Annotated in this window: 25 protein-coding genes; 14 read left to right on the top strand and 11 right to left on the bottom strand. The window is 40.2% G+C overall.

The annotated features are described in order from the left end of the window. Positions 1-49: 49 nt before the first annotated feature. The 7 genes from ACMUMQ_RS12300 to ACMUMQ_RS12270 all read right to left on the bottom strand — a co-directional run bounded on the left by ACMUMQ_RS12300 (position 50) and on the right by ACMUMQ_RS12270 (position 10008). Positions 50-1354, bottom strand: coding sequence for a methyl-accepting chemotaxis protein (locus ACMUMQ_RS12300; protein WP_414682283.1), 1305 nt, complete (start codon positions 1352-1354; stop codon positions 50-52). A 157-nt stretch (positions 1355-1511) separates the two neighbouring features. Continuing rightward, the gene (locus ACMUMQ_RS12295; protein ID WP_414682282.1) at positions 1512-2507 is read right to left on the bottom strand and encodes a response regulator; all 996 of its coding nucleotides are present in this window, start codon (positions 2505-2507) and stop codon (positions 1512-1514) included. Next, complete coding sequence (locus ACMUMQ_RS12290; protein ID WP_414682281.1) at positions 2507-5878, bottom strand: MHYT domain-containing protein; 3372 nt, start codon at positions 5876-5878, stop codon at positions 2507-2509. The genes ACMUMQ_RS12295 and ACMUMQ_RS12290 overlap by 1 nt, the downstream gene beginning before the upstream one ends. Before the next feature lie 331 nt (positions 5879-6209). Next, positions 6210-7256, bottom strand: a complete 1047-nt coding sequence (locus ACMUMQ_RS12285; protein ID WP_414682280.1) for a FecCD family ABC transporter permease — start codon at positions 7254-7256, stop codon at positions 6210-6212. After that, on the bottom strand, positions 7256-8242 hold the full coding sequence (locus ACMUMQ_RS12280; RefSeq protein ID WP_414682279.1) for an ABC transporter substrate-binding protein: 987 nt from the start codon (positions 8240-8242) through the stop codon (positions 7256-7258). Before ACMUMQ_RS12280 ends, ACMUMQ_RS12285 begins: the two co-directional genes overlap by 1 nt. A 3-nt stretch (positions 8243-8245) precedes the next feature. Continuing rightward, complete coding sequence (locus ACMUMQ_RS12275; RefSeq protein ID WP_414682278.1) at positions 8246-9118, bottom strand: ABC transporter ATP-binding protein; 873 nt, start codon at positions 9116-9118, stop codon at positions 8246-8248. 188 nt (positions 9119-9306) lie between these two features. After that, a complete protein-coding gene (locus tag ACMUMQ_RS12270; RefSeq protein WP_414682277.1) occupies positions 9307-10008 on the bottom strand; it encodes a prepilin peptidase in 702 nt (233 codons plus the stop codon). A gap of 388 nt (positions 10009-10396) precedes the next feature. On the opposite strand from ACMUMQ_RS12270, the gene ACMUMQ_RS12265 reads away from it, so the two are divergent. From ACMUMQ_RS12265 to ACMUMQ_RS12200, 14 genes are all read left to right on the top strand, one after another. Beyond that, entirely contained in the window at positions 10397-10603 is a 207-nt protein-coding gene (locus ACMUMQ_RS12265) for a Flp family type IVb pilin (protein WP_414682276.1), read from the top strand. 29 nt (positions 10604-10632) lie between these two features. Then, positions 10633-11079 carry a prepilin peptidase gene (locus ACMUMQ_RS12260; RefSeq protein WP_414682275.1) on the top strand — a complete coding sequence of 149 codons (447 nt, stop codon included), beginning with the start codon at positions 10633-10635 and terminating at the stop codon, positions 11077-11079. A gap of 20 nt (positions 11080-11099) precedes the next feature. Then, positions 11100-11903 (top strand): Flp pilus assembly protein CpaB, encoded by an 804-nt coding sequence (gene cpaB, locus ACMUMQ_RS12255; protein ID WP_414682274.1) that lies wholly within the window; start codon positions 11100-11102, stop codon positions 11901-11903. 12 nt (positions 11904-11915) lie between these two features. After that, a complete protein-coding gene (locus ACMUMQ_RS12250; protein ID WP_414682273.1) occupies positions 11916-13226 on the top strand; it encodes a type II and III secretion system protein family protein in 1311 nt (436 codons plus the stop codon). Continuing rightward, positions 13223-13714: a hypothetical protein gene (locus ACMUMQ_RS12245; protein WP_414682272.1), complete on the top strand. Its 492-nt coding sequence runs from the start codon at positions 13223-13225 to the stop codon at positions 13712-13714. Before ACMUMQ_RS12250 ends, ACMUMQ_RS12245 begins: the two co-directional genes overlap by 4 nt. Before the next feature lie 2 nt (positions 13715-13716). Then, complete coding sequence (locus ACMUMQ_RS12240; protein ID WP_414682271.1) at positions 13717-14952, top strand: CpaE/TadZ family protein; 1236 nt, start codon at positions 13717-13719, stop codon at positions 14950-14952. A gap of 22 nt (positions 14953-14974) precedes the next feature. Then, a complete protein-coding gene (locus tag ACMUMQ_RS12235; RefSeq protein ID WP_414682270.1) occupies positions 14975-16261 on the top strand; it encodes a TadA family conjugal transfer-associated ATPase in 1287 nt (428 codons plus the stop codon). Beyond that, positions 16258-17187 (top strand): type II secretion system F family protein, encoded by a 930-nt coding sequence (locus ACMUMQ_RS12230; RefSeq protein ID WP_414682269.1) that lies wholly within the window; start codon positions 16258-16260, stop codon positions 17185-17187. The genes ACMUMQ_RS12235 and ACMUMQ_RS12230 overlap by 4 nt, the downstream gene beginning before the upstream one ends. After that, a complete protein-coding gene (locus ACMUMQ_RS12225) occupies positions 17177-18067 on the top strand; it encodes a type II secretion system F family protein (RefSeq protein WP_414682268.1) in 891 nt (296 codons plus the stop codon). Before ACMUMQ_RS12230 ends, ACMUMQ_RS12225 begins: the two co-directional genes overlap by 11 nt. Next, the gene (locus ACMUMQ_RS12220) at positions 18060-19061 is read left to right on the top strand and encodes a tetratricopeptide repeat protein (RefSeq protein ID WP_414682267.1); all 1002 of its coding nucleotides are present in this window, start codon (positions 18060-18062) and stop codon (positions 19059-19061) included. Before ACMUMQ_RS12225 ends, ACMUMQ_RS12220 begins: the two co-directional genes overlap by 8 nt. Further along, positions 19051-19611: a TadE family protein gene (locus tag ACMUMQ_RS12215; RefSeq protein ID WP_414682266.1), complete on the top strand. Its 561-nt coding sequence runs from the start codon at positions 19051-19053 to the stop codon at positions 19609-19611. Before ACMUMQ_RS12220 ends, ACMUMQ_RS12215 begins: the two co-directional genes overlap by 11 nt. A 4-nt stretch (positions 19612-19615) precedes the next feature. After that, positions 19616-20155 carry a tight adherence pilus pseudopilin TadF gene (gene tadF / locus ACMUMQ_RS12210; RefSeq protein WP_414682265.1) on the top strand — a complete coding sequence of 180 codons (540 nt, stop codon included), beginning with the start codon at positions 19616-19618 and terminating at the stop codon, positions 20153-20155. A gap of 4 nt (positions 20156-20159) precedes the next feature. Beyond that, positions 20160-21446, top strand: a complete 1287-nt coding sequence (locus ACMUMQ_RS12205) for a TadE/TadG family type IV pilus assembly protein (protein WP_414682264.1) — start codon at positions 20160-20162, stop codon at positions 21444-21446. An 86-nt stretch (positions 21447-21532) separates the two neighbouring features. Beyond that, complete coding sequence (locus ACMUMQ_RS12200; RefSeq protein WP_414682263.1) at positions 21533-22162, top strand: OmpA family protein; 630 nt, start codon at positions 21533-21535, stop codon at positions 22160-22162. Positions 22163-22246: 84 nt separating this feature from the next. On the opposite strand, the gene ACMUMQ_RS12195 is transcribed toward ACMUMQ_RS12200, so the two are convergent. The 4 genes from ACMUMQ_RS12195 to ACMUMQ_RS12180 form a co-directional block, all read right to left on the bottom strand. After that, positions 22247-22906 (bottom strand): helix-turn-helix transcriptional regulator, encoded by a 660-nt coding sequence (locus tag ACMUMQ_RS12195; RefSeq protein ID WP_414682262.1) that lies wholly within the window; start codon positions 22904-22906, stop codon positions 22247-22249. A 295-nt stretch (positions 22907-23201) separates the two neighbouring features. Then, entirely contained in the window at positions 23202-23384 is a 183-nt protein-coding gene (locus ACMUMQ_RS12190) for a hypothetical protein (protein WP_414682260.1), read from the bottom strand. A 64-nt stretch (positions 23385-23448) separates the two neighbouring features. Further along, complete coding sequence (locus ACMUMQ_RS12185; RefSeq protein ID WP_414682259.1) at positions 23449-24177, bottom strand: amino acid ABC transporter ATP-binding protein; 729 nt, start codon at positions 24175-24177, stop codon at positions 23449-23451. After that, the gene (locus ACMUMQ_RS12180) at positions 24164-24814 is read right to left on the bottom strand and encodes an amino acid ABC transporter permease (RefSeq protein WP_414682258.1); all 651 of its coding nucleotides are present in this window, start codon (positions 24812-24814) and stop codon (positions 24164-24166) included. Before ACMUMQ_RS12180 ends, ACMUMQ_RS12185 begins: the two co-directional genes overlap by 14 nt. Between the last annotated feature and the right edge of the window lie 4 nt (positions 24815-24818).

Genomic DNA, 24818 nt, shown 5'->3' with positions numbered 1-24818 from the left:
CATCTTCGATTTATAGTCGACGTAATCCGTGAAGAGACGGATTCAACACTTAACGATGTAGGAGTTTACTAACGGTTGCTGAAACGTGTTCGGCGCCCGCTCTAATGTGTCCTATGATTGATGCAGCTTGGTTTATAAGCTGAGCATTTTCAACTGAGCGCTGGCTTACATTGTCCATGTTAGCTTTTGCTTGACGAGTAAGGCTGCTGTTTTGTGCAACCATATCTTCAATCTCAACGGTGGACGTGCTTGTGCGAGCCGCTAGCGTTCTTACTTCATCGGCAACGACGGCAAAGCCTCGACCATGTTCTCCAGCACGTGCGGCTTCAATGGCAGCGTTTAGGGCAAGTAAGTTAGTCTGGTCTGCGATAGAGCCAATTGTCGTGACGATTTTAGCAATATTTTCGGATTGAACATTAAGTTGCTCGATCAGCTGAGTCGCGGTTTCAATCTCAAGGACAATTTTGTCGGATGTTTCAACGGTGCGATTGAGTATTTCAGCACCGTCTGCAGACGCTTTTGAAGTTTCTACTGACGTGGAATGAGCAACTTCTGCGGCTTCTTGTGTCGCGTGTTGTTCATTAATGCGTTGAGTAATGTCAGACGCCACTTTGAGAACTTTTACAACTTGGCCTTCGTCATCAAAAATAGGGTTGTAGCTGGCTTCGAGCCATACTTTTCGACCTTGTTTATCAATTCGCTCAAATTTACCTGTAACAAAATGCCCTTGTGCTAGGTCTTTCCAGAAATCAGGGTTTTCTTGGTAGAAGTCGTTTGTGCAGAATTTACGGTGATGCTGACCAACAATCTCTTTAAGAGGGTAGCCCATTGTATCTAGGAAGTTTTTGTTGGCCGTGATGATGGTTCCATCTGGGTTAAATTCAATGGTTGCAGAAGAGCGATCGATGGCTTTGAAAACAGCAACTTGTTTGTCAGACATTTCTTTCGCTTTGGTTACATCGGCTGCTATCTTTACAACTTTTACGACTTTACCGTCTATTTCAATAGGAAAATAAGTCGCTTCTAACCATAGGTCTGATCCGTCCTTCCGTTGACGTAAAAATGTACCTTGTTGGCTTTGGCCTGCAGCGAGAGATGGCCAGAAATCTCTATATTCTGTACTTTGAGCGATTTCTTCAGGGCAAAAGATAACATGCTTTTTACCTTGGATTTCACCTAGAGAATAGCCTGATGTTTTGAGGAAATGTGCGTTTGCTTCCAGAATTGTGCCATCAGGTAAAAAACTAATGGTGGCACAGAACTTATGCATTGCTTCAATGAATGCGCTATTTTGGAGAGCTAAAACTTGTTTTTCTGGAGTTACTATTTGATGTGATGATTTCTTGAAAAACATAAAATTTATAGATTACCTTTACCTAATTTAAATGGAATTACCGCTTATCTACTTAAATATCCCTAAATAAAAATTAGGAGAAAAATCCATTTTCACTAAGTTTCGGCGATTATATGCCTTACCTTATTTTCGAAATATGTCGAAAATAAGGGTTTTCTTAAAAAGTTTCAGAGAACGATTCTTTAATTTTTAAGATCTTTGGTAACACTTGTTTTAATAAAGGCGGAATAGCTGGATCAAAGTGTTTACCTGATTGCTCAAAGATATAATTCACCGCGTCATCAACAGACCATGCTTTTTTATACGGACGCTCACTGGTTAGGGCGTCAAATACATCGGCAACAGCAATTAGCCTACCTTCAATGGGAATATCTTCCTGAGATAGACCTTTTGGATAGCCCGAGCCATCCCATTTTTCATGATGAGATAGAGCCATAATATGAGCCAGTTTAATCAGGTGAGAGCGAGGGTTCGACAAGATCTCGGCACCAATCTCAACATGAGTTTTCATTACTTCATATTCTTCAGCCGTTAGTTTACCGGGCTTCAATAAAATATTGTCTGCTATGCCTATTTTACCAATATCATGCATTGGCGCAGCCATCATCAAATCATCAGCATAGTCTTCAGGAAAGCCGTAAGCGATTGCTAATTCACGGGTGTAGCGACTCATGCGTTGTACATGCATGCCTGTTTCGTTGTCTTTGTACTCTGCCGCACGGCCTAGTCTCTGGATGAGGTCGAGGTGAGTCTGATGCAGAGCGGCAACACTGGTCAAAGATAAGTGGTTTTTCACGCGAGCCAGAACAATAGCAGGCACAACCGGCTTGGTAATGTAATCGACAGCGCCTATTTCAAAGCCTCTTTCTTCGTCTCCTGCGTCTCTTAGAGCAGTAACAAAAATGACCGGTATTTCTTTTGTTGCAGGGTTCTGTTTCAGTTTCTGGCAAACTTCGATCCCCGTCATATTCGGCATCATCACGTCGAGTAAAATAAGATCGATTTCTTCTTTTTCAACAAGCTCTAAAGCGGCTTGACCTGATTTAGCAAATGACAGAGTGTAATGATCTTGTAGAATATGACGCAAAATTCTTAGATTAGTTGGCTCGTCGTCTACAAGTAAAATTCGCGCTGATGTTTTCTTTTGGATCATCACGCCTCTTCCTTAATGACTTTCTTCAGTTCTGATAATGTCGCAAGTGCAGTATCGAAGTCAAAATCTAAAAGGTCATTTTTTACCTCAACGGCTTTTGCTTTTAGACTGGTTTCGATGTTATCGACAAACAGATCTATTTTCTCATCATCTACTTCGCCTGCTTTTGCCAATTCGATTAGCTCTTCAATGGTTGCTAACAACTCTTCTTTGGATGCTTTTGAAGAGACAACTCTTTGGCTGCTAGTGTCTTCTGGCTGATGAGTATTTTTAAGTACTTCTAATTCTTGGCTAAAACACATCATATGATTTTGTAATTGCTCAATTGCGCTCAGGCAATCACTGCGTTTTTGTGCTTTCGCAGAACTTTCAATGAAGGCAGCTTGTTTGCTTATGCCTAATAATGCCAAATTGCTTGATGAGCCTTTGGTTGCATGAGCCAACGCACTTACTTCGTCAAACTCGTCGTTTTCCACATGACTAACGAGCGTGTCTGAAAGTGCTTTATTTAATTCGTAGAAATGGTTTAACTCTGCTAAATAAACAGATGCTTCGCCCCATAATCCTAAGCCTTTTTCGAAGTTAACCTGCTTTTTGTTGGTCGCTTCGATGGACTCCTGCTCTTCGTCTGGAATGACTTGCTCAATGGCTTCAATATTCAAAACGCGGGCCATTTCCATAGTCAGTGCATTAACATCAATAGGCTTGTTCGCAAAACCATCCATACCAGCGTTTTGTGCTTCTAACTTGTCTTCGAGCAGCACATTGGCGGTTAAGGCAATAATCGGAGTACGAGGTAGTTTGTTGTCTTTTTCGTAGATTCGAATAATCTGAGCCGCTGTTAAACCGTCCATAATGGGCATTTGAATGTCCATTAAAATAATATCGGGTTGAACAATTTTAAATTTCTCAACAGCTGCAGAGCCATCTGCAACAGAGCAGACTTCATGACCTTGACGCTTCAGAATAATTGTCAGTAGAGTGATGTTTTGCTCAACATCATCTGCAATTAATACTTTCTTAGGCTCAAGGCCGATAACAGTTTTTGGCTTGTTACTAGGCACAAAGCTTCTTTCTTCCAAAGGCAAATCAACAGAGAAACAACTACCAACATTGAGCTCACTGGATGCGTGTATTTTGCCTCCCATCAGTTCAACTAGCTGTTTGGAAATGGTTGTTCCCAAACCTGTTCCGCCAAAGCGTCGGCTCATAGAGGCATCCGCTTGTGTGAAAGGTTCAAAGATGCTTTTGAGTCGATCTGGTGGAATACCAATGCCTGTATCTTGGATAGAAAAACGTAGAAAGCCATTGTCCTGTTTTGAAATGGTCAGTGTGACGCTACCGACTTCGGTAAATTTAATGGCATTGCCTAGTAGGTTCATTAATACTTGATGAATTCGGCCTTCTGCCCCGAAGTATGCTTTGCTGATGCCATCTTCAATCGTGAAGCTCAGTTCCACATTTTTGCTTTTTGCTTGTAGCCATAAGGTTGATATAACCGTATCAACCATATTCATTAGGTCAAAAGGTTGTTCGTCCAATTCGAGTTTATTTTTGTCCAGCTTTGCGCTGTCCAAAATGTCGTTTAACAAGTGAAGTAAAGAGCGCCCAGATTTACTGATGGTGCTTAGGTGCTTTTTGTTTTCTAGGGAAATGTCAGACTCTAATAAGATGTCAGAGAAACCAATAATGGCGTTCATTGGCGTACGAATTTCATGACTCATATTCGCAAGAAATGCCGATTTACTTTCTGCTGATTGCTCTGCTTTTATCTTAGCTTGGCGTAATTCATCTTCCATCTCAACTCGAGCGGATATGTCTAATATTACGCCATCAATCCACTGTGCCTCACCGTTTCCATTAAGCACAATCGAGCCATTTTCGAGTACCCAAAGGTAATGCCCTTCTTTGTGTTTAAAGCGGTATTCGACAGTATAAGTCTGGTGACCTGTTTTGGCTTTGTTTACAGCTTCGATGACTTTCTCGTTATCGTCTGTATGGATAAGGTCCGCTAAATGAATTCTGCCATCATGGAAATCACTCACTTTCCAGCCAGAAAGCTCTTCAATAGCATCACTAATGAAAATAATTCCCCAGTTCTTATCCAGTTTACAGCGGAAGGACGCACCTGGAATATTTTTGATAAGTGAACTGTACTGTTCTTCGCTTTTGCGGACTTTCTCTTCCATTGCTCGTCGAGCAGAAATGTCTGTCACAAAGCCTACGAAGATGGAGTCAAAACCATCGATTTGGACCTGTCCTACACCTAAACGAATAGGGAAAGTATGGCCATCTTTATGTAGTGCTGGGAGTTCTTGATTTCTACCAATTGCCTTTCTTAGGCCTGTTTTATTAAAGTCTAGAAGGTAGCCGTCATGCTTTTCTTCGTAAGGCTGAGGCATGAGCATCGAGATATTTTTGCCTATGACTTCTTCTTCTTGCCAACCAAAAATAGTCACTGCCGCCTTGTTAAACTCTTGAATCAAGCCTTTGTGGTCAATGGTGATAATGCCATCCACGGCTGTGTCTAAAGTGGTTTTTAAGCGTAACTCGTTCGTCGTCTTCTCAAGTAATAGCTGGCGATAACGAAGTTGAGAGGTAATGTTGGTGGCCAATATCGAAATGAGCAATGTGGAAATGGCTACAGCTAGAGAAAGATAGTTATTGTCGCCACTCTCCATGTGCAAGTGATGGTCATGAGTCATACCTGGAATAGGGACGTAGCGAGCGCCTGTCATACCAACATAATGCATGCCAGAAATAGCAGCACCCATGATGGCAGCACTAAAGGCATTAATAATGTTCTCATTTAGGTTCTTGCGAATCCGCTTGATGTGGTAGCGAGCAGATAAAGCAATGATGGCTAATGCAACAGCGACAAAAATAGATAAAGCAAACCAAAATGGGTCGTAGCGTAAATCCACATCCATTTCCATGGCCGCCATGCCCATATAGTGCATCGTACCGATTCCGGCACCCACAAGTGTGCCACCGAAGATAAGTTGCCAAGATGTAAGTTTATTTTGAATTAGAAGGTTCAGTGTTATGTAGGATGCAACAACGCTAGGGAGTATGGAAAACAGAGTCAACCATGGTTCATAACTGACTGAGTGACCCATATCGTAGGCCAACATGCCAACAAAGTGCATACTCCAAATGCCACCGGCCATAACCAATGACCCAGAAGCTAGTGCAATAGTTTTATGTTTTTTAATCGTGATGTGTTGAGCGACAGAAGCAAAATGCAAAGAGAAAAAAGCCGCCGCAGAGGAAATAATAACTGACAATAAAACCAGCCAGTAGTTATAAGTCCCCATATCAGAGTGATAGCCTGTCATGTCAAAAACAAAAAAGTCTTGTAGCCAATTCATGTAAAAATGCTTAACCCCTGAAAAAGGACAAATATAAATATAGTCTAAAATATCAAAATAGTGAATTACATATGTTTACCTAAGTATACATATATAGCTCAGATTTTAACCTAAAGTAAAAATCATAAATATTACTAATGGCTAAATATGTGTAAATATTGAGATTTTTGAAGATATAGCCACTAGAGATATCCTGTCTCGGACTATAGCGGAAGCATTTTTTGTAAATTTCGACACAAATAGCACCGTCATTTTGAATAACAAAAAAGATGTTTTTTCATTATAAGGACTTGTTCGTACCTTCCCTAGAGGTAGAAGGTTAATTCGATTATTAAAGTGATACGTTTCGCTTTTGTCTCATTAAGAAAACAAAGGCGATTCCTCCAGCCAGCCCAGTTAAAATACCAATTGGCATGTCTTCAGGTGGAATTATTATTCTAGCTACGATGTCCGCAGAAACTAAAAACAATGCACCAAAAAGCGTTGACAGCGGAAGAACTTTTCGGTAATCCCCACCGACTAACAAGCGAACAATATGCGGCACCATTAAACCGATAAACCCAATGACTCCTGAAAAAGCGACAGCCGCTCCGGTTAATAACGCACACACAACGATAACGATAAAACGAAAGCGAGGAACAGGAACGCCTAGTGTGCTGGCTGTTTCATCCCCAAGCATCATGGCATTTAGGTATCTCGCTTTATAGATTAAGTACCCTGCGCCCAATATCAGAGTGAAAAGGGGAAACCAAAGTTGCCCCCATTGCGCGAGACCTAAACCACCAAGCATCCAGAAAATAACAGTATGAGAAGCTCGATGATCGCCCATAAAGATAAATAAATTACCTAAGGCAGTAAGAATAAAAGCGACAGCAACACCAGCAAGAATAAGACGACCTGCACTGTGCGCTACTGAGAAATTTGCCACTCCGAGCACCAAAAACATAGCCAAAAGCGCTCCAAGAAAAGCAAATACGGGTACCGTCATCAGTCCTAAAATCATACCTGTATGAAGTAGCGCAATAATGGCGCCAAGCGCCGCACCGGATGACACGCCTAGCAAATGAGGGTCGGCCAAAGGGTTTCGGGTTACAGACTGCAATGCCGCCCCCACTAACGCTAATATTGCACCGACAATAGCGGCCAATATGACTCTAGGCATACGAACAGCCCAAACAATGTTTTCGCGGCCCATTGACCAAGTTGGCAAACTATTGGTCAATGACAGCTTGTTACCAATGATTCCCCAAACGGTGGATTGTGGAATAGAGACAGAGCCAACGCCAACAGCCATGCCCATCAAAATAATGAGTAAGATACTTAACGTCAGTAAGAGTGCTCGCAATGTGAGCTTAGGCATGAATCTGGCTTTTTTCATTATTCTGTTCTAAAGGCCTTAGCTAAGCGTTTAATTGCTTCAATATTGCGTGGACCAGGCGTGGCTTCAACGTATTCCAATACGACAAAACGATTGTTTTTGATAGCAGGAATGTCGCTGAACGCAGGATTGCTGCGTAGGAAGTCAATTTTTTGCTGTGCGGTTACTTGACCGTAATTGACGATCACAATGACTTCAGGAGCGCGGTCTATGACAGATTCCCAGCCAATTTGTGTCCAACTTTTACGCACGTCATCAACAATGTTTTTACCTCCTGCCGCTTCAATCAGTGCCGTCGGCATTGCATGTTGTCCGGCTGTAAAAGGTTGTTCTTCGCCTGAATCATAGACAAATACGCTGACAGCTTGTGTTAATGGGGCTAAGTTTGCATGAAAACTTTCTAGCTCTTTTTTATAGCTTTCGACCAAGCTATTGGCGCGCGCTTCAACATTAAAAATACGCCCCAAATTTAGTAAGTCGTTGTACATGTCGTCCATGGAAACTTTAGGCTTATCCATAATATGAATGCAGCTTTCGCTTAGTTCATAAACCTTAATTCCCAGCGGCGCTAGCGTATCAGGCGTAACGCCACCACCGACTTTCATCCCGTAGTTCCAGCCCGCGAAATAGAAGTCAGCGTCTGCGCCAAGCAGTACTTCTTTGGTCGGATATTTTGGAGAAAACTCAGGCAATTCTCCAATGCCTTCGCGCAATGTTGGATCGAGTGTTTTCCAGCCGGATACGCCTGTGTAGCCAACCATATGGTCTTGAAGACGCAATGCCAGCATCATTTCTATTAAGTTAGAGTCATTTGGTACAGCAGCTTGTGGTGCTTGATCGAACGTCACGACTCGATCACAGCTTTGTACATGAACAGGATAATGAGATTCTGCCGCTTGTAATTGGCTAGTTTGGAATCCACAAAACATCAAACCTGCGATGAAAAAAGGCGTGGGTTTGATGGAATAGCGAGTTGAGTGAGGCATAGGTTAATCCTGCTTTTTATTTAAGTGCTTTTCATTTAGATGGAATGAAAAGCGTGGGCGTTGAGTAATAGGGTGTTCATCAATGACGGTTTCCACATCAAATACTAGGCGTATCTGGCCTTCAGTGAAAACGCTTTTCGGTTCTGCGTAATCTTGCATGTGACCTTCTTTCATTACCAAAACACGGTCCGCATAAGTGGACGCGAGAGACAGGTCATGCAAAGACACAATGACGGTACAAGGCAGCATTGAAAGAAGCTCTAATACTTCCAGCTGATGGCGAATATCAAGATGATTTGTTGGCTCGTCTAGAATCAAAATATCTGGGTTTTGTACCAAAGCACGAGCAATGATCACTCGTTGGCGTTCGCCGCCAGACAAGGAGCTAAAAGAGCGCTCCGCAAGGTGATGTACATCAAGTAGTGCTAACACTTCATGAATAGCATCGATATCGTCATCCGTGCGTTTCCAACTGTTTGATTTTGGCGTTAGACCAATCTCGACCATTTCAAAAACACTCAAGCCAAATTCTGCGCTGACGTCTTGTAGAACCGTTGCGATACGTTGTGCGCATTGGCGAGCAGAAAGCGACCAGATGTTTTTCTGATCTAATAAAACCCGACCAGAAGTTGGTTTGTTCACTCGATAAAGACAACGTAATAAACTGGTTTTACCAGAACCATTTGGACCAACAACGGCAACAAATTCTCCAGCATTGACCGAGATGTTGATCGGTGAGAGCAAAGGTTTGTCCTTGTAAGGCGACCAAGCCACATCCTCTAATGTCATCGCAGCGGGTTGGCAGCGTGAAAAAAAGGAAGGCAGCGCATTCTTAGGCTGAGAATGCGGGTGAGAGTGGGTGGTATCATTTATCAAGGGTAGCTGGGTTCCGTAAAGTGTTAATGTTATAATATAACATTAACTATTCTAAAGACAAACACAGTTTTTATTATCGCAAACTATACGTAGCCAGCCTGATATGAACAAGCGATGGAACCGTGAGAATTTTCATCTCCACATGCAGTGATTAAATGACGGGATTTAAAATAAAAATTTAATGGGGGTTAATATCTCAAGTAGATAAATAGAATGTTGGCCCAGCCAAATAGAGATAAATAAGGGCCAAATGCCATTGTGTTTTTAAAGGACTTTTTTGCAAGAAAAGCATAAAAACACGAGAATAATGCAGCGCACAGTGACGCCATTACAAAGGTAGGAAGCAATATGCTTACGCCTCCCCAAGCACCTAATGCGGCGAATAGTTTTAAATCTCCGTATCCTATACCTTCTTTTTTTGTGAGTAATCTGTATAGCCAATACATAGTCCACAAAGATGCGTAGCCAATAATTGCTCCCCAAACGGAATCTTTTAAATCGACTAAGAAGTTGCCACTGTTTAGGAGAATGCCTAACCAAAGTAAAGGAATTGTCAGTGAGTCAGGTAGCAGCTTCTGTTGGATGTCGATATAACTCAAAGTTATTAAGGCTCTAGTTAGTAATAACAACATGAAACTAGAAAGACTTAGGTTGCTGTTACAAACCACGATTAAAGACATTGTGAGAATTAAGAGTTCCAGGGGGATGAAATGAGCTTTTTTTATGCTATAGACGCTACTTAAGTGACTGTAAATCGACCTATGTTTGGGTTCTATTGTGAGCTTGCATAAGACTCTTAAAAGGATGCCTGTTGTTATGGATATAACCCCAACTAAAACAATCACTAAGATATGCTCAAAAGTCTGTGTTTCAGTCGTTAATTGGGTCATTTTGCTCTCAATTTTTTAGTGGTATGAATGTCAGTATAGAGGTATGCAAAAGCTTTTCCATATGCGTTTTTTCTATGTAGAAATAATAACCATTTTCATTGCTTTTAAGCACAATTAGTGTTTACGAAATGATACATAAGGAATATTTTTTTTACAAAACGTTACAATAAAGCTTCGTCTGGTTGAATATTGTCCATTGTCAAGTTTGGTTTATTTGCTACTATTCTCGTCAATAGATCGTCAGCATTTTTATTAATGTAAGTAAAGACTTTGTATAAGATTTAGCTAATTTAGCTGTTTTTTTATGAAGTTGAGGGGATCTATCACCTCTGTATACTTTCTTGACAATTCTGTTGAGAGGCATTTTAAACTAGGGAGAGTCCTGATTATGTTCACTAAACTTTTTGTTAATGTTAAAACGGCTATTTACTGTTTCGCTAAAAATCGTGAAGGTGTAACGGCGATTGAATACGCTGTTATTGCTGTTGCTGTGTCTGCTGGAGTGTATGCTGTTTTTAGTGATGGTTCTTTGACTACTGCTTTGGATGATGCATTCACTGAAGTAACTAGTAATATTAAGGGTGAAGAAGGTTAAAAGCTACGTTAGTAGTTAAGTAATACCTGATGTTATTCGGTTGTGTTTTTTTAATAGTCTTTTTTGTGACTTTAATAAAAATATCGATTGACGACATATATAAGAGATCTGTTAGCCATAAAAGCTTATTTTGGCTAACAGGGCTTTTGTTATTAAGTTGGGGTTTTCATTTTAATCTTTCGGTATTGCCTTATACCTTAGCGATTCTGGTCGTAGGCTTTGGATTGTTTTGTTTGGGTGTACTAGGTGCTGGTGATACAAAGTTGCTGGCGGTATTGAGTTTAGGTGTGTCTCCTGAGTTTATTCCTCTTATGTTGTATAGCGTTGCTTTATTAGGTGGCGTTTTGGCTTTGGGGTATTTGCTATATGGCTTAATGACAGATTTAACTAAGGTGAGAGAAAAGGGTATTCCTTACGCGGTGCCTATTTCTATTGCTGGCGGTGTCTTTATATTCCTTTCATGTTTCTCACGTTAACACACTCTTAGGATAAGGGAATGAAATCAAAGGTTTTGATGGTGGTGTCTCTGCTGCTGCTAGGAGTAGGTCTATCTGGTTTAATTATGTCGCGTTTTTCGACGGCCCCTCCAGTAGTAGTGGTTCCAGAAAAAAAAGAGATTACTTATGAGGTCTGGGTAACGCGTCATTCGCTTGCTTTAGGAGACCCGGTAACTCGAAACGATTTATATTTGAAGATTATTCCGCAAGAGGAAGCTTTAAAGAAAGGAATTCAGGACGATGTTAACTTATCTTTTACTGCGGGGATGGTAGTAAACACGCCACTTGCTGAAGGTGAGTTGATTGTCCCCGAAAATATCACTAAGCCCAACCAAGATGGCTACTTTCGTCTTGTCATGACGCCTGGTAATGTTCCTTTCCCTGTTACTGTTAGCCCAGAAGCCATTGTGGGTGGTGTGATTAAATCTGGTTCCAAAGTGGATGTGTTAGCTTTGACGTCTTTGAGCCAGAACTTGGCAAGTGAAGACAGAATTAGAGATTTAGAAGGTATTTCGTTGGCCCCTATTTTAATGGGAGTCAATGTCCTGCAAGTAAAAGAAGAAAAAGCTGCTGTTGTTTCTGCAAAACAAGAAGGGCAAACAACAGCCAGCCTTATTCTAGAATTAACCCCGAAACAAGTGGCTACTTTGACGGTAGCGAAACATATCGCAGAACTGGAAGTGCATGTTTCTACTGGTGTTACAACGTCATCTGATGACTTGTCTGCCAATGCTGGCGATGTCATTCCTCGCTACACTGGTATCCGTGAATTTCGTCCCGATACAGAAACTCTTGAGCACTAAGAAGGAACTAAGATGATTACTTTTAAAAAATTTCTACTTTTTCTTGTGCTTTTGGGTGCATCGACAACAGCGTTGTCGCAAGAGTTAATGAATCTAGCGAAGGGCGATGCTCGAGCCATTTCTGTTGCAGCTGATATTGACTCAGTGTTTATCTCTGACCCTTCGGTGGCTGATTATCAAGTGATTGACCAAAACAAAGTCGTTGTTTTTGGTAAAAAGATCGGAGAGGCGACTTTGATTGCTTTTTCTGCTCATGGTGACACATTGCTTCAGCGACACTTAATTATTAATCCTAGTATGGCTCGCATACAGCAGAGTGTTGCTCTTAAATACCCAAATGCTGAAGTGAGTATCTATAGCTTGAGCGATAAAGTGGTGCTAAGCGGTATAGTTGCGACAGAAGCGGAGAAAGATGGCATTAATAATTTTGTGGGCGAATTACTGGGGAAGGAATCAGTAGATACGAACCTTGAGTGGACATCTAGCGATAGTGGTGAGAGTTATAGTCTTGATTTCATGCAAAAGCGAAAGTTTGATGGCCTTATTAATAATATTGAGGTGGCGAGCACTAAACAAATTAATGTGAAACTGTCTATCGCCGAAGTGACTCATAGCCTGTTGGATAATCTTGGGGTGCAATACTCCTCTAGCGGTAATACGGTAGGTAGCTTTTCAAGTAGTGACGTTATAGCAACTATTACAGCAATCAACGATAACGAGATTGGGCAGGTATTGGCTGAGCCAAATTTATCCGTTATTTCAGGTGAGACAGCTAGCTTTCTTGTAGGTGGTGAGATGCCGGTAACTACGATTGTAGATGATACTGTAAATGTCACTTATAAAGAGTTTGGTATTAAGTTGGATGTTGCGGCTAAGGTTATGAAGGACAGCAAAATTAGGCTGTCACTCATGCCGGAAGTGAGCTCTGTTGATAGTCAGTATTCAGATGGTACATACGATATTCCCGCGTTTAAAACACGTCGTGCACGAACAACGGTAGAGCTGGGCGATGGTCAAAGTTTTGTTCTAGGCGGTTTACTTAATAACGAAGAAAGAGAGCTTTTACGTAAGGTTCCTTTTATTAGTGATATTCCTATTTTAGGTTCGTTATTTCGTTATGCTGAAACTGAACGGAATAAAACTGAGTTGATAATAGTTGCTACAGTAAACTTGGTGAAGCCAATAGAGTCGAATCAAGTTCAGTTGCCGACTTTCCAGCGCACCACTTCAGCGGAGCGATTCTTTTTTATACCGAAGCGAAAAGAAGCTGAGCATCAAAGGCTGAGTCAGGAAGTGTTAGCAACAGGAGGCTTTAAGAAATGAAAATAGTACTCAGTGTTTTATCTGCATTTATATTAGTTGTTCTTTCTGGTTGTGCTGCTTCAGGAAAGTCTGGACCTGCTATTGATATATATCCTGTTACTTATAGTTTGGCTATACAGACAGATCGCCATCATATTAAAGATTCCAAGCAAGAGTGGTCTGCTTTTATAGAGAGTAATAAGTCTAAACTGTTAACTCAACCTGTGATATTGGCATGGACAACATCCGATGGTGCCAAGTTTGCGAGGCAAGCAAAGAAAGAGTTGATTCGTCTTGGTGTATCTTCTGAGTACATTAATGAGAAAGAGGTTGAAAGTGCTGCCGAGCAGCGTTTTGATTTCCAAGTATCTGTAGTTGAACATAGAGTAGTTGTTCCTATCTGTGAGCCAATTAAAGTTGGTACTTATCATACGGGTGCTGGCTGCTATGCAGAAAGCGCGCGCTGGCAATCTATGGTGAGACCAGAGAAGATGAGTGGGAGTAAGTAGTTATGTTTGATCTTGTTGACTCCTTAAAAAAAGTTAAGAAAGCTGACCCCATTTCGGCTGAAAAAATCAGTACGGTACTTTTTTTTCAAACTGAAAAATGTAAAGAGCTGGTTCAAGAAGCGTATAGATTTGAAGGTATTGCACCACCATCTATCGCTAAAAACACGGAAGACGACATAGTTGACCATGTTCGTAGTTCCGATATTGAAGTTGTTATTGTTGAGCTAAATAATAGTAAAGATGTCAGTAAAGACGCTGAATATATAAGTCACTTATTGCCTAACAACGCCTCTGTTATTGTTGTTGGTAGTGAAGATGCGATTTCTACTATTCGAAACCTTAAAACAATGGGCTTTTATTACTTATTTTGGCCAATAACAAAGCAAGAGCTTGTTGATTTCGTCCGTAGTGTGAGTGACAACCGTAAGCGTAACAGTAGCCGTGGTCCAGGACAGAACCGACGTGGTAAGTATATTAGTATTATAGGGACAAAAGGTGGTGTTGGAGCTACTTTTATTTGTGCTGAAATGGCCTATCAGTTAAGTGCAGATAAAAAGTCTTCTTGCTTGGTTGTAGATCAAAACCACTTTACTGGCAACCTTGATATTATGATGGGAATTAAAGGCTTTGAACGCCGTAAGTTGCAACAGGCCGAGGCAACATCTTCTTTAGATGAGACATTTTCACAAGGGCTTGTGTATAGACAAAATAGCTTGTTGTCCTTGTTATCACTTTCATCTGAGCATTTAGACAGTGCTGCATTATTAGATTACACAAACCTTGTTGTTGATTTGTTGGCTGTGGATGTGAACTTTGTAATTGAAGATTGTTCCGCGTCAGTTGGCTTTTCCATTTCATCAGATAACTTCATTGCACAATGTGACTCTGTGGTTTTGGTTATTGAGCCTAGTGTCTCTTCGTTGCGGGATGCTGCGCGTATGCGAGAAGTAATACAAAGGGTAAATAATAACAATGCCCTTAGGATTATTTTAGTACTTAATCACACAGTACCTAAAAAAGCAGCGACGGTGAAACGACATGAGGTAGAAACTTTTCTAAAGCAAAAAGTGGATATTGAAATTCCATATTGTGAAATGCTTTCTGCGACTATTTTAGACAACAAGCGTATTGCCAAAACCTCATTAAAGGCATCTAAGCCGTTGAAAGAGTTAACCTCTATAATATTAGGGGAAACGACAGTGAAGCCTAAACGCTCTTTATTCTCTCTTAGCTCATGATATATATCCCTGAGGTGGCTTAATGGTAGGTGCTAAAGCAATTTATATCGCTCTGCGCAAACAGATATTTGACGCGTTAGACGCTGATATTATTGGAGACATGGATAAAGAGCAACTAAGTAAGCAGATTGCCGACGCTGTTGACTTACTCGTTCAGCGTGAAAATTTAGCCGTCCCAAAGGTTGTGCGAAATGACTTTGTAAAAAGCTTGGTTGATGAGTTAATTGGGCTTGGTCCATTACAAAGCCTAATGGAAGATGAATCCATTAGCGATATTATGATCAATGGGCATGAGAATGTCTTTATAGAGCGTAATGGATTGGTTGAAAAGGCACATATCGACTTTGTCGATGAAAATCAGCTTTTATCTATTGCGAAGCGTATAGCTTCTCGGGTAGGGCGACGAGTAGATGAATCTTCCCCTACTTGTGATGCTCGTTTGGCCGACGGTAGCCGAGTAAATATCGTTATCCCTCCAATTGCTATCGATGGCACCGCTATTTCTATTCGTAAATTTAAAAAGCAAAGTATCGATTTTCAAAAATTATGCGATTTTAATGCAATGAGTATAGAGATGGCGCAGGTTTTGATGGTAGCTGCGCGTTGTCGTTTGAATATATTAATATCTGGCGGTACTGGCTCTGGTAAAACAACCATGTTAAACGCGCTTTCTCAATATATCTCAGAAAATGAACGTATCGTCACGATCGAGGATGCCGCAGAATTACGGTTGCAACAGCCTCATGTTGTGCGGTTAGAAACTCGAACTGCGGGAATAGAAAATACCGGTATTGTTAGTCAGCGAGATTTGGTTATTAACTCATTACGTATGCGTCCAGATCGTATTATTGTTGGTGAGTGTCGTGGCTCCGAAGCTTTTGAAATGCTTCAAGCCATGAACACAGGACATGATGGTTCGATGTCTACTTTACACGCTAACACTCCTCGTGATGCGTTAGCGCGTGTTGAGTCTATGGTAATGATGGCAACCAGTAATTTACCTCTTGAAGCAATACGACGGACCATTGTGAGCGCTGTGGATATTGTTATTCAAATTAGCCGATTGCACGATGGTTCTCGTAAGGTTATGAGTATTACTGAGGTTGTTGGATTAGAAGGTAGTAGCGTTGTGCTAGAAGAGATCTTCCGTTTTCAGCCAAGTCATAATCAAAAAGAACAGGGCAAATTGGAAGGTGAATTTGTAACACCTGGATTGATGAAACGGTCTGTATTGTATGAGAAAGCCCGCTTCTTTGGTTTAGAAGAGCGATTATTAAGTGCTTTTCAAAACTTGGCGGAGGCTGGATGATTTATTTACTTATGCTCTTCATCGGTTTGTCTGGTGTTTGCATATCATACTCAATGATACGCTCAGCACGATTTAAACGATACAGCTATCTTAATGAGTTTACCAAGGTGACTCGTTCGCAAATGGTTGGGGCAAAACAACAGGCAGTTGACTTGAAATCTTTATCTGGTCATAGCTTTTTAGATCGACAGTTCAACAAATGGAAAAACTTACGCGAGCAACTCGGTAAGTTTGCCCTAGTCAAAGTGGCGGTCTTTTATGCTTTTTTACTATTGCTCTCTCGCTTAATTAATAGCTTTTACTTACCAATTAATCCTGATTTGATCTTTTTAGTGATTGCTCCACTTGGCTCTTGGTTTGCATATGATTGGCTGCAAAACCAAGAACGGAGAGCGTTCGAGGAAACTTTTCCTGTTGCCTTAAATATGCTTACGAGTGCTGTTTCTTCAGGGGAAAGTATTACACAAGCAATTAGTTATGTAGGTGAGTCTTTAGATGGCAAAGTCGGGAATGAATTTCGTTCAATGGGACAGCGTTTACAAATGGGGGAGTCTCCAGATGATGTATTTAGGAAAGCTTGCTTAAGGTTGTCTTACCCGACATTTTATTTCTTTGTTATTACGCTAAGAGCGAACATGGAGCGAGGAGGGCAGCTTAAAGATATTATTCAGCGTCTAAATCGATTGATGTTTAACATGCGCTCTATTGAAAAAAAGAAATATGCATTAACAGCAGAAGCACGAGCTTCAGTGAAAATCGTTGCCGCTATCCCGTTTATTTTTCTTTTAGGATTACGTTTTATTCAACCTGAGAACTTTGAATATATTATGTTTAATCCTAATGGAAATATGATTCTCTATTATATGCTAGTTAGTGAATTCATTGGTATTTCTATTGTTTGGGGGCTAATGAAAGGTGTTAAATGATTTGGCTTTCAGTAACCTATTTTTTATAGGCGCTTTAGTTATCGCTTACGTTCTTTTTGGGCTTTTTCTTTTGTCTAGCTATAGGAAATCTAAGCGGGGAAGTGATTGGTTAGCATCTTATCAAGGAAAAGATCATGAGAATAAGGTCGCTTGGTGGAAAGTTGTTATAAAGTCCCTTGTATCTATATTTTCTTCAAGTGATGAGGAAATGCGACTTAAATTTTTAGCTGCAGGCTTTTATAACACGAAGTATGCTGCTTATTTTATGCCATTGAAATATACGTTACTTTTTTTGGGTGGTGCTGGAATATATTTCTGGGGCGTAAAAAGTGGATGGGAAGTTTCTTCAACTATTAGCATTATATGTTTATGGTTGGTATGTACTTTAATCGCTCCAGATAGCTATTTAGTCATGCGTACAAAGGCATTAAGAATACGGGTTTCAAATAAGCTTCCTTATTTGATTGATTTGTTGGCTGTTTGTGTACAAACAGGGATGACAATTGAGGCCGCTATGAGCTATTTAACCAAGGAACTTTCTTCTTTTGATAAGGACTTAGGTTTTATTTTAACGAAAACAAATGACAGGACTAAAATTGTAGGGTTGAATCAAGCGTTAGATGAGCTGTATGTACGAGTGAATTCTCATGAAATGCGTAGCTTTGTCATGACATTAAAACAAAGTTTGCAATACGGGAGCTCTATTTATAATGTTTTAACAACCTTGTCTGCCGATATTCGTGAAGTTCAAATGTTGGGTGTAGAAGAAAGAATAGGAAAGCTTTCGGCAAAAATGTCAGTGCCACTTATTCTTTTTATTATGATACCTATTCTTATTCTAGTTGCGGCACCAGGTGTTATGAGGGCTATGAATGTCTAAATTAGTTGCGTTGTTGTTTTTAATATTAACGATAACGGGCTGTACCACTCACTACTCAGCTCCGACAGTGTCATCTGGAAAAGCTGATGAGAAGGTGATGAGTGAGAAAATACTGATCAAGTCATTAAACTACGCTCGTTTAATAGAGTTATATAAAGAACAACTAAAGGAGAAAGAAAACTCTGAAACTCGCCTTAAATTAGCCAATGTATATATTGATAGCTATGATAATGAGTCGGCTTTATTTACGTTAGCCCCTCTTATTAATCAAAAAAAAATCAACCCCGAAGTGTTTTATGCTCAAGCTGTTGCTCAATATAATATGGGGGACATTGTCTCTGCTCATGATTCATTGCTAATCGTTTTAGAACGTGAACCAGATAATGCAAAAGCGTTAAATATGCTGGGCATTATTTATGCTTATCAAGGTGAGCTGGAGAACGCTCGGAAAACCTTTAATAAAGCGCGCGAGTTGATGTACAGCGATGCCACAATTAAAAATAATCTTGCGTTATTGGATTTAATTGAAGGTGAATATCAATCTGCTGCTGCAACTCTATTGCCTGTTTATCTTAACAATAGAGGAAAAGTAGACGAAAGCGTACGAGCAAATTTAGCTATTATTATGGCAAAGCTAGGAAGTTTTGATTACATAAATACCCTCTATGCTGATAAATACAGTTCGGAGGAATTATTGGCAATATACAATGATCTAAAAGCAAGTGAACTTGTTGTTCATAATGTAGCTGATGATGGGATGCAGAACGCTATAACGAAAACAGCAGAGAATAGCCATTCAATCTCAGAGAAGGTTTCTAGAGATGCCACTGTGAATGACAATACAACATTTAATCAGTCTTTGCCTTTTATTGATTACCCATTTATGGAGTCAAGCTCCAGAACATCTATTGATGTTTCTGATACCGTAAATGTTCAAACAGCTCCATTGATATTGCAGACTGGTGAACTCCAATTGGAGAGTGATGATGAATAAGTGGCAAGGAGAGCAAGGCACTCAGAGAGATAATATAACTGAAGATAGTAAAACTGATGCCGAAAGTGGTGTTGCAGCTATTGAATTTGTTCTTGGTTTCACTGCGTTTTGGACGATGTGTATATTTTTGATTGAGATAGGCTACATATCTTACATTTCTTCGGTGGGAGACTTACTTATTTCTCAAGCTGCACGACAAAGTAAATTATACAGCGAAGATACAAACTATTTAGATCAATATAAAAAAGTCATTGAAGGCGATGATAGCATTTGGCAATTCTTGGTAAATAAAGATAATTTCCGATACAGCATTCGTTATGTAAAAGATTATGATGAACTAAGTACTATCATTGATGCATGTGAATCAGAAGATGAAAGTGTTTCTGGTGTTGAGTGTGGTACAGCAGAAGATGCCCCAATTGCTATCTATCGTATTAGCTATAGTTATGATCAGATTTTTGGCTATTTTGGTAATACTACGGATATCTTTTCGAGAGAAATGTTGGTTATCCAAGAGTATCAGCGTAGTGAATTTGAAGTGAGCAATTAAGGCAATGGATTATAAAAATGAGCGCGGTAATTTTACAGTAGAGTTTGCCATTGTTGGTGTGTTTTTTGCGCTATTGTTAGTGTTTAGTGCAGATATAGCAATCAAGTTATCAGTTAAAGGTAAGTTAGATCGAATGTCTTACTCTGCTGTAGGCATTATAAAAGAGCGTAGTCAGTTGTTTTCTGAAAGCTCTTTTAATATTACAGAGTCGGATTTTACTGAGGCGGATGCGATTATCCAAGCATCTTTGAACCGTACAATGGGAAATTTTAATTCTGCTTTATACGGTAGTGTATTGGAAGTACAAACTTTTGATGAGAGCTCTCATAATGCTAATGAGTTACAGACCTATGAAGGAGGCAATGTTTCCTGTGATGTAGGAGATCCTTTAAGCTCAGATTTATCTGTAGTGACTTCATGGGGAAGGATGGCCACTTTATATCGAGTAACTCTATGCTATGAAACGGATAACTTATTTGGGACGTTGGTTGATACGGTGTTTAACAATACGGTCAGCAGTAATGCTGTTGCAATAGGGCGCTAGTCAGATGGGAAATTTACAGAATAGAGAGTCAGGGCATGCTGCGCTTTTATTTGTACTTTTATTTCCAGCACTTTTCAGCTTATTTGCTCTTGGTAGTGATGGTGCTAGAGCGCTTCAGGATAAAGCACGCTTAGAAGAAGCATCTGAAGTGGCGGCTTTAATTGTTGCTGCCGGAAACTCAGATAGCGAAAGTGATCGTAAATCTACAGCCAAAAAAATAATTCAAGCATACTTTCCTAGCGCGAGTATTTCAGACAGTGACATCGAAGTAACAAAGCTATCGTGTGAAGAGAATAGTGACTGTGATGCAGACGACTTGGAGGGGCAGAGATTCTTTGAGTATGGTGTGGTGGTTACTATTTCTCAAGATAGCTGGTTTTATTCTGAGAGTTCTTCAGCATCAAGTATGGGTGAGAACTATCAAGTGGGAGGAACTTCAACTGCACGAAAATATCAATCCGAAGCAGTGGATGTAGTATTAGTGGCGGACTACTCAGGATCAATGGATGATACATGGGATGGGGGCTCACAAAAAAAATATAAAGACCTGAATGATATTATTGTTGAAGTAGCAGCGGAACTTGACTCATTCAATGAAATTAGTGCGGATGATGAGCAAAATAAACTTGCAGTTGTCGGGTTCAATTATTTTACTGCGAAAATTGAGGGGAATAGCACCCTTTATGCACATCACCTTAGTTGTAATAGCAGCAGTACTAGCTCTAATAGTAATAAGGCTTGTTTAGTTGTAAAAAATAATAAGAATTTGTACTGGTATGAGGATAATATTAAATATCAAGATACAGTGGATAATATTTTTAATGAAGATTTAAGTTCTTGGATAAGTTTAAACAAAACCTTTTCATTTTATACTATTCCTTTGTCTGAACCTCTTTCAGACCCATTTAATTCGACATATATGAACTCCAATTTCAAAGGAAACGGAGGGACAGCTTCGTATACAGGCATTATACGAGGAGCTCAAGTAGCGGCTACAGGAACAAACCCTAGACGGCTCATTATTATATTATCGGATGGTGTAGACAGTATTTCTTCTGTTACCACAGAGCTTATAAATAAGGGGTTATGCTCTACTATTTTAGAAAAATTGAATAGTGATGAAGTCACTACTAAATTAGCTGCTGTAGGATTTGATTACGATATTGACTCTAATCCTCAAATGGCTGCCTGTGTTGGCGAAGATAATGTTTATAAAGCTGAAAACACAGCGGATATAAAAAATAAAATCCTGGAGCTGATTTCTGAAGAGATTGGGCATTCAGCATTGTAATTCAGAAATAGTTATAACAATGATTTTGAGCTGTATCTAAAAAATTACACAACATATTGTGAATCAGATAAACAGGGAGTAAGGAAATGAAGGTTGTTTTGTTAGGTTTAGCGTTAGCCTTCGGCGGACTTCAGGCAAGTAAGCTTGTAGCAGAAGAAACTATAGATGCATTACGTTATTACTGTCATGGTGCAGGTCTTGAGTTTGAAAAATCTATTCAAGTGGGGCAAGGGGTACGTATACATCTCAATCAAGGTGCTTTTTCTCAAGTACAAAGCTTAGATAAAGTGGATCCTAGTGCAGAGTTTTTAAAAACTCAGATGGTGCAAACGGGAATTCGGCCTGAATGCGCTGAATTTTTAATGACTAAAGGAAAGCAAATTGCACCAGCAGATAATGTGATTGCTCGTGTCCATTTTTCTTTCGATAGTAGTAAGTTAACGAGTGAGTCTCGTTACATTCTAGATCAGTTAGTTAACCGGTTTAGTCTAACAGAGGCAATGGTTGTAGAGGGTAATACTGATAGTTTAGGAAGTGAGCGTTATAACTTTAACTTAGGTTTAAAGCGTTCACAGGCAGTCGCTTCTTATCTTGAAGAAAAGGGTGTCCGCCCAGGTCAGATGCAAACTGTTTCTTTTGGAGAGACTTCGCCCATTGCAACGAATAAAACAGCTGATGGCCGTTACCAAAACAGACGTGTAGATATTACCGAATAATAATTAAGTATCTTTTAGCTTACCAGTGACTGAGTAACCATATTCAGTCACTGGCTATTCTCTTATAAAAGACATTGTTATAAATTAGCTGCTTAAAATCGCAACCAATAATTGGCTCGATGTTGGTACCAAGCTGCTTTTTAATTCAAAAGGTTTAAAAACTTTGTTAATGATTTCAGGTGTATAGTTGCCTTTATCGTTTTCGATTTCAGACAAGGTTTTTCGCGAAACGCCAGTTAACTCAGTGTAAGCTTCTTGTCTTAGACGCAAAACATTCACTCGTAATTCACGAAGCGCTTCGCCTTGTGAAATTTCGTTTAATAACAAACGTTTAATGATTTGATTTACCGCAACCAACTGGTCTTCTTTTGACATTGGCTCTAGGCTTTTTGAAACGCGTGATCTGGCTAAGCTTTCTGTGGAAGGTGTTGTAACGGCTGTTGTTAGTTCTTCTGGTGTTGGAGTGGCTACTTGAGCTGGCTCCGGTTTTACTTCTGGTGCTTTTTTCTCTTCTGGGGCTGCTTGTTTCGCAGGCGCTGGTTTTGCGGCCTTTTTGCTGCTTGGAGCCGCTACAGGTTGCTCAATAATAGGTGTCGATTCTTTTGTTTTACTTACCTTCTTTTCTTTAGATTGTTTTTTACCCTCAATTTTTGCCTGCTTTTTCTTCTTTGATTCTGCCTTTTTAGACTTGGCTTTATGCTTTTTCAACGGCTGAGGGCTATCTAATTGATCTTTCATTTTCATTTTGGAATTTCTCCTATTGGCAATGAAACGGGTAAGGTTTTTATGAACGCTATCCTATTAAGATGACAAATAAGTAACAAAATTAAAACACTCATTAAATAATAGCACTCTTTTCCAATGGGGTTGGCTCGATAGGTATAAGAATAGCTGTCTCTCACTTTATATTGCCGACAGGTTTACTTTCTGACGTTTTTTCCTTATCTAAAAGCATGTCTTTAGCCAGCTCAAATCTGTCTGGCAAAGTGTTTTTTGACGGTAGGCGAGGTAAAGGGGGTAAGTAGGTGAACTCCGCGATTCAATTTACTTTTGTCACATGAACGGACTTTTCTTTAGCCATTTGTTCAGCAATTAAATTACTTTGATATCTTCTGTATTGAAGCCTAAAGCTGTTGTGGCGTTTGTTGGGATTATCTTGACCACTGCCATTATCGGCGGCCTTCTGTTTCAGTACGTCCTTTGATTCTGTGTACTGAGTCATAAAAAAGGGCCACTTCATAGCTTACTGAAGTGACCCTTTTTTAGTTCGGCAAATCAATGCTGCGCTATAAAACTGCACCAATAAACTGTTTTAACTCTTCTGTCTGAGGGTTAGAGAGCAACTCTTTTGAATCGCCTTCTTCCCAGACTTTTCCTTGGTGCATAAACACGACTCGGTTACCGACGTCACGGGCGAAGTTCATTTCATGAGTCACTAAAATGAGCGTCATCCCTTCTTTTGCCAGTTGCTCTAAGACCTTTAAAACTTCACCAACGAGTTCTGGATCGAGTGCGGAAGTGATCTCATCACACAGCAATACTTTTGGTGACATGGCCAATGCTCGAGCGATGGCAACACGTTGTTGTTGGCCGCCAGACAATTTCTCTGGATAGCTGTCAAACTTGTCGGCTAAGCCCACTTTATCCAACATGGCGCGGGCAATGCTTTCCGCTTCTTTTTTACTTTTCTTTAATACAATCGTTGGAGCGAGCATGATATTTTCGCCAACGGTTAAGTGTGGAAATAAATTAAAATTTTGGAAAATCATGCCCACACTAAGCGCCAGTTTCCGTACTTGAATATCTTCCGTGGTGACTTCATTGCCATCTAAGGTAATGCCGCCTTGCTGATACTCTTCCAAACCATTAATACAGCGTAAAAGCGTGCTTTTTCCAGAACCACTTCTGCCAATAATGGAAATGACTTCACCTGCTTTAATATCAAGGTCGATGCCTTTTAAGACGTGTAAGTCGCCATAGTATTTATGGACTTGATGTAGGTTAACGAGAGACATTGAATTTTTTCTCCAGAACCTTGCTGTACCAAGAAAGCGGATAGCACAACAAGAAATAAATGATGGCAACCAAGGTGAAAACTTTGAAAGGCTCAAAGGTCGCGTTGTTAAGCATGGTGCCGACTTTTGTTAGTTCGACAAAACCTATGATGGACGCCAAGGCTGTTCCTTTAATGACTTGAACTGAAAAGCCCACAGTAGGTGCTGTGGCGACTCGTATCGCTTGAGGTAGAATGATGTGGCGCAGTGTCTGTAGAAAGCTTAAGCCCAAACAACGGCTGGCTTCCCATTGACCTTTTGGTAATGTGTCAATGCAGCCTCGCCAAATTTCCACTAGAAAAGCACTCGTGAAAAAGGTGAGTGAAAGAATCGCCGCACTCCACGCAGAGATTTCGTACCCAAGCATGGATAAGCCAAAAAAGCACAAGAACATTTGCATCAGCAAAGGCGTGCCTTGGAATATTTCAATATATAGACGAACGACTCTTTGTACCGCCACATTTCCGGTTAAGCGCAACGCCGTAAGCGCCAAAGCGACACTTGTACCACCAATAAAAGCAGCGAGAGACAATAAAATTGTCCACTGAGTGGCGAACAGTAAATTGCGCAAAATATCGTAATTTGAAAACTCGATCATGATA

This window comes from Marinomonas algae (genome assembly GCF_047525555.1).
GTDB lineage: Bacteria > Pseudomonadota > Gammaproteobacteria > Pseudomonadales > Marinomonadaceae > Marinomonas.
Note: the sequence above shows the minus strand (reverse complement) of the source record. Positions and strands in the feature narration are given on the sequence as shown.

What these genes read in the sequence shown, in the direction of transcription:
- ACMUMQ_RS12220 (WP_414682267.1), top strand. Translation starts at nt 18,060, where the DNA reads ATGTCTAAATTAGTTGCGTTGTTGTTTTTAATATTAACGATAACGGGC.
- ACMUMQ_RS12245 (WP_414682272.1), top strand. Translation starts at nt 13,223, where the DNA reads ATGAAAATAGTACTCAGTGTTTTATCTGCATTTATATTAGTTGTTCTT.
- ACMUMQ_RS12215 (WP_414682266.1), top strand. Translation starts at nt 19,051, where the DNA reads ATGATGAATAAGTGGCAAGGAGAGCAAGGCACTCAGAGAGATAATATA.
- ACMUMQ_RS12250 (WP_414682273.1), top strand. Translation starts at nt 11,916, where the DNA reads ATGATTACTTTTAAAAAATTTCTACTTTTTCTTGTGCTTTTGGGTGCA.
- ACMUMQ_RS12300 (WP_414682283.1), bottom strand. Translation starts at nt 1,354, where the DNA reads ATGTTTTTCAAGAAATCATCACATCAAATAGTAACTCCAGAAAAACAA.
- ACMUMQ_RS12190 (WP_414682260.1), bottom strand. Translation starts at nt 23,384, where the DNA reads ATGACTCAGTACACAGAATCAAAGGACGTACTGAAACAGAAGGCCGCC.
- ACMUMQ_RS12180 (WP_414682258.1), bottom strand. Translation starts at nt 24,814, where the DNA reads ATGATCGAGTTTTCAAATTACGATATTTTGCGCAATTTACTGTTCGCC.
- ACMUMQ_RS12285 (WP_414682280.1), bottom strand. Translation starts at nt 7,256, where the DNA reads ATGAAAAAAGCCAGATTCATGCCTAAGCTCACATTGCGAGCACTCTTA.
- ACMUMQ_RS12195 (WP_414682262.1), bottom strand. Translation starts at nt 22,906, where the DNA reads ATGAAAATGAAAGATCAATTAGATAGCCCTCAGCCGTTGAAAAAGCAT.
- ACMUMQ_RS12240 (WP_414682271.1), top strand. Translation starts at nt 13,717, where the DNA reads ATGTTTGATCTTGTTGACTCCTTAAAAAAAGTTAAGAAAGCTGACCCC.
- ACMUMQ_RS12200 (WP_414682263.1), top strand. Translation starts at nt 21,533, where the DNA reads ATGAAGGTTGTTTTGTTAGGTTTAGCGTTAGCCTTCGGCGGACTTCAG.
- cpaB (WP_414682274.1), top strand. Translation starts at nt 11,100, where the DNA reads ATGAAATCAAAGGTTTTGATGGTGGTGTCTCTGCTGCTGCTAGGAGTA.
- ACMUMQ_RS12235 (WP_414682270.1), top strand. Translation starts at nt 14,975, where the DNA reads ATGGTAGGTGCTAAAGCAATTTATATCGCTCTGCGCAAACAGATATTT.
- ACMUMQ_RS12185 (WP_414682259.1), bottom strand. Translation starts at nt 24,177, where the DNA reads ATGTCTCTCGTTAACCTACATCAAGTCCATAAATACTATGGCGACTTA.
- ACMUMQ_RS12265 (WP_414682276.1), top strand. Translation starts at nt 10,397, where the DNA reads ATGTTCACTAAACTTTTTGTTAATGTTAAAACGGCTATTTACTGTTTC.
- ACMUMQ_RS12280 (WP_414682279.1), bottom strand. Translation starts at nt 8,242, where the DNA reads ATGCCTCACTCAACTCGCTATTCCATCAAACCCACGCCTTTTTTCATC.
- ACMUMQ_RS12270 (WP_414682277.1), bottom strand. Translation starts at nt 10,008, where the DNA reads ATGACCCAATTAACGACTGAAACACAGACTTTTGAGCATATCTTAGTG.
- ACMUMQ_RS12290 (WP_414682281.1), bottom strand. Translation starts at nt 5,878, where the DNA reads ATGAATTGGCTACAAGACTTTTTTGTTTTTGACATGACAGGCTATCAC.
- tadF (WP_414682265.1), top strand. Translation starts at nt 19,616, where the DNA reads ATGGATTATAAAAATGAGCGCGGTAATTTTACAGTAGAGTTTGCCATT.
- ACMUMQ_RS12230 (WP_414682269.1), top strand. Translation starts at nt 16,258, where the DNA reads ATGATTTATTTACTTATGCTCTTCATCGGTTTGTCTGGTGTTTGCATA.
- ACMUMQ_RS12260 (WP_414682275.1), top strand. Translation starts at nt 10,633, where the DNA reads ATGTTATTCGGTTGTGTTTTTTTAATAGTCTTTTTTGTGACTTTAATA.
- ACMUMQ_RS12205 (WP_414682264.1), top strand. Translation starts at nt 20,160, where the DNA reads ATGGGAAATTTACAGAATAGAGAGTCAGGGCATGCTGCGCTTTTATTT.
- ACMUMQ_RS12295 (WP_414682282.1), bottom strand. Translation starts at nt 2,507, where the DNA reads ATGATCCAAAAGAAAACATCAGCGCGAATTTTACTTGTAGACGACGAG.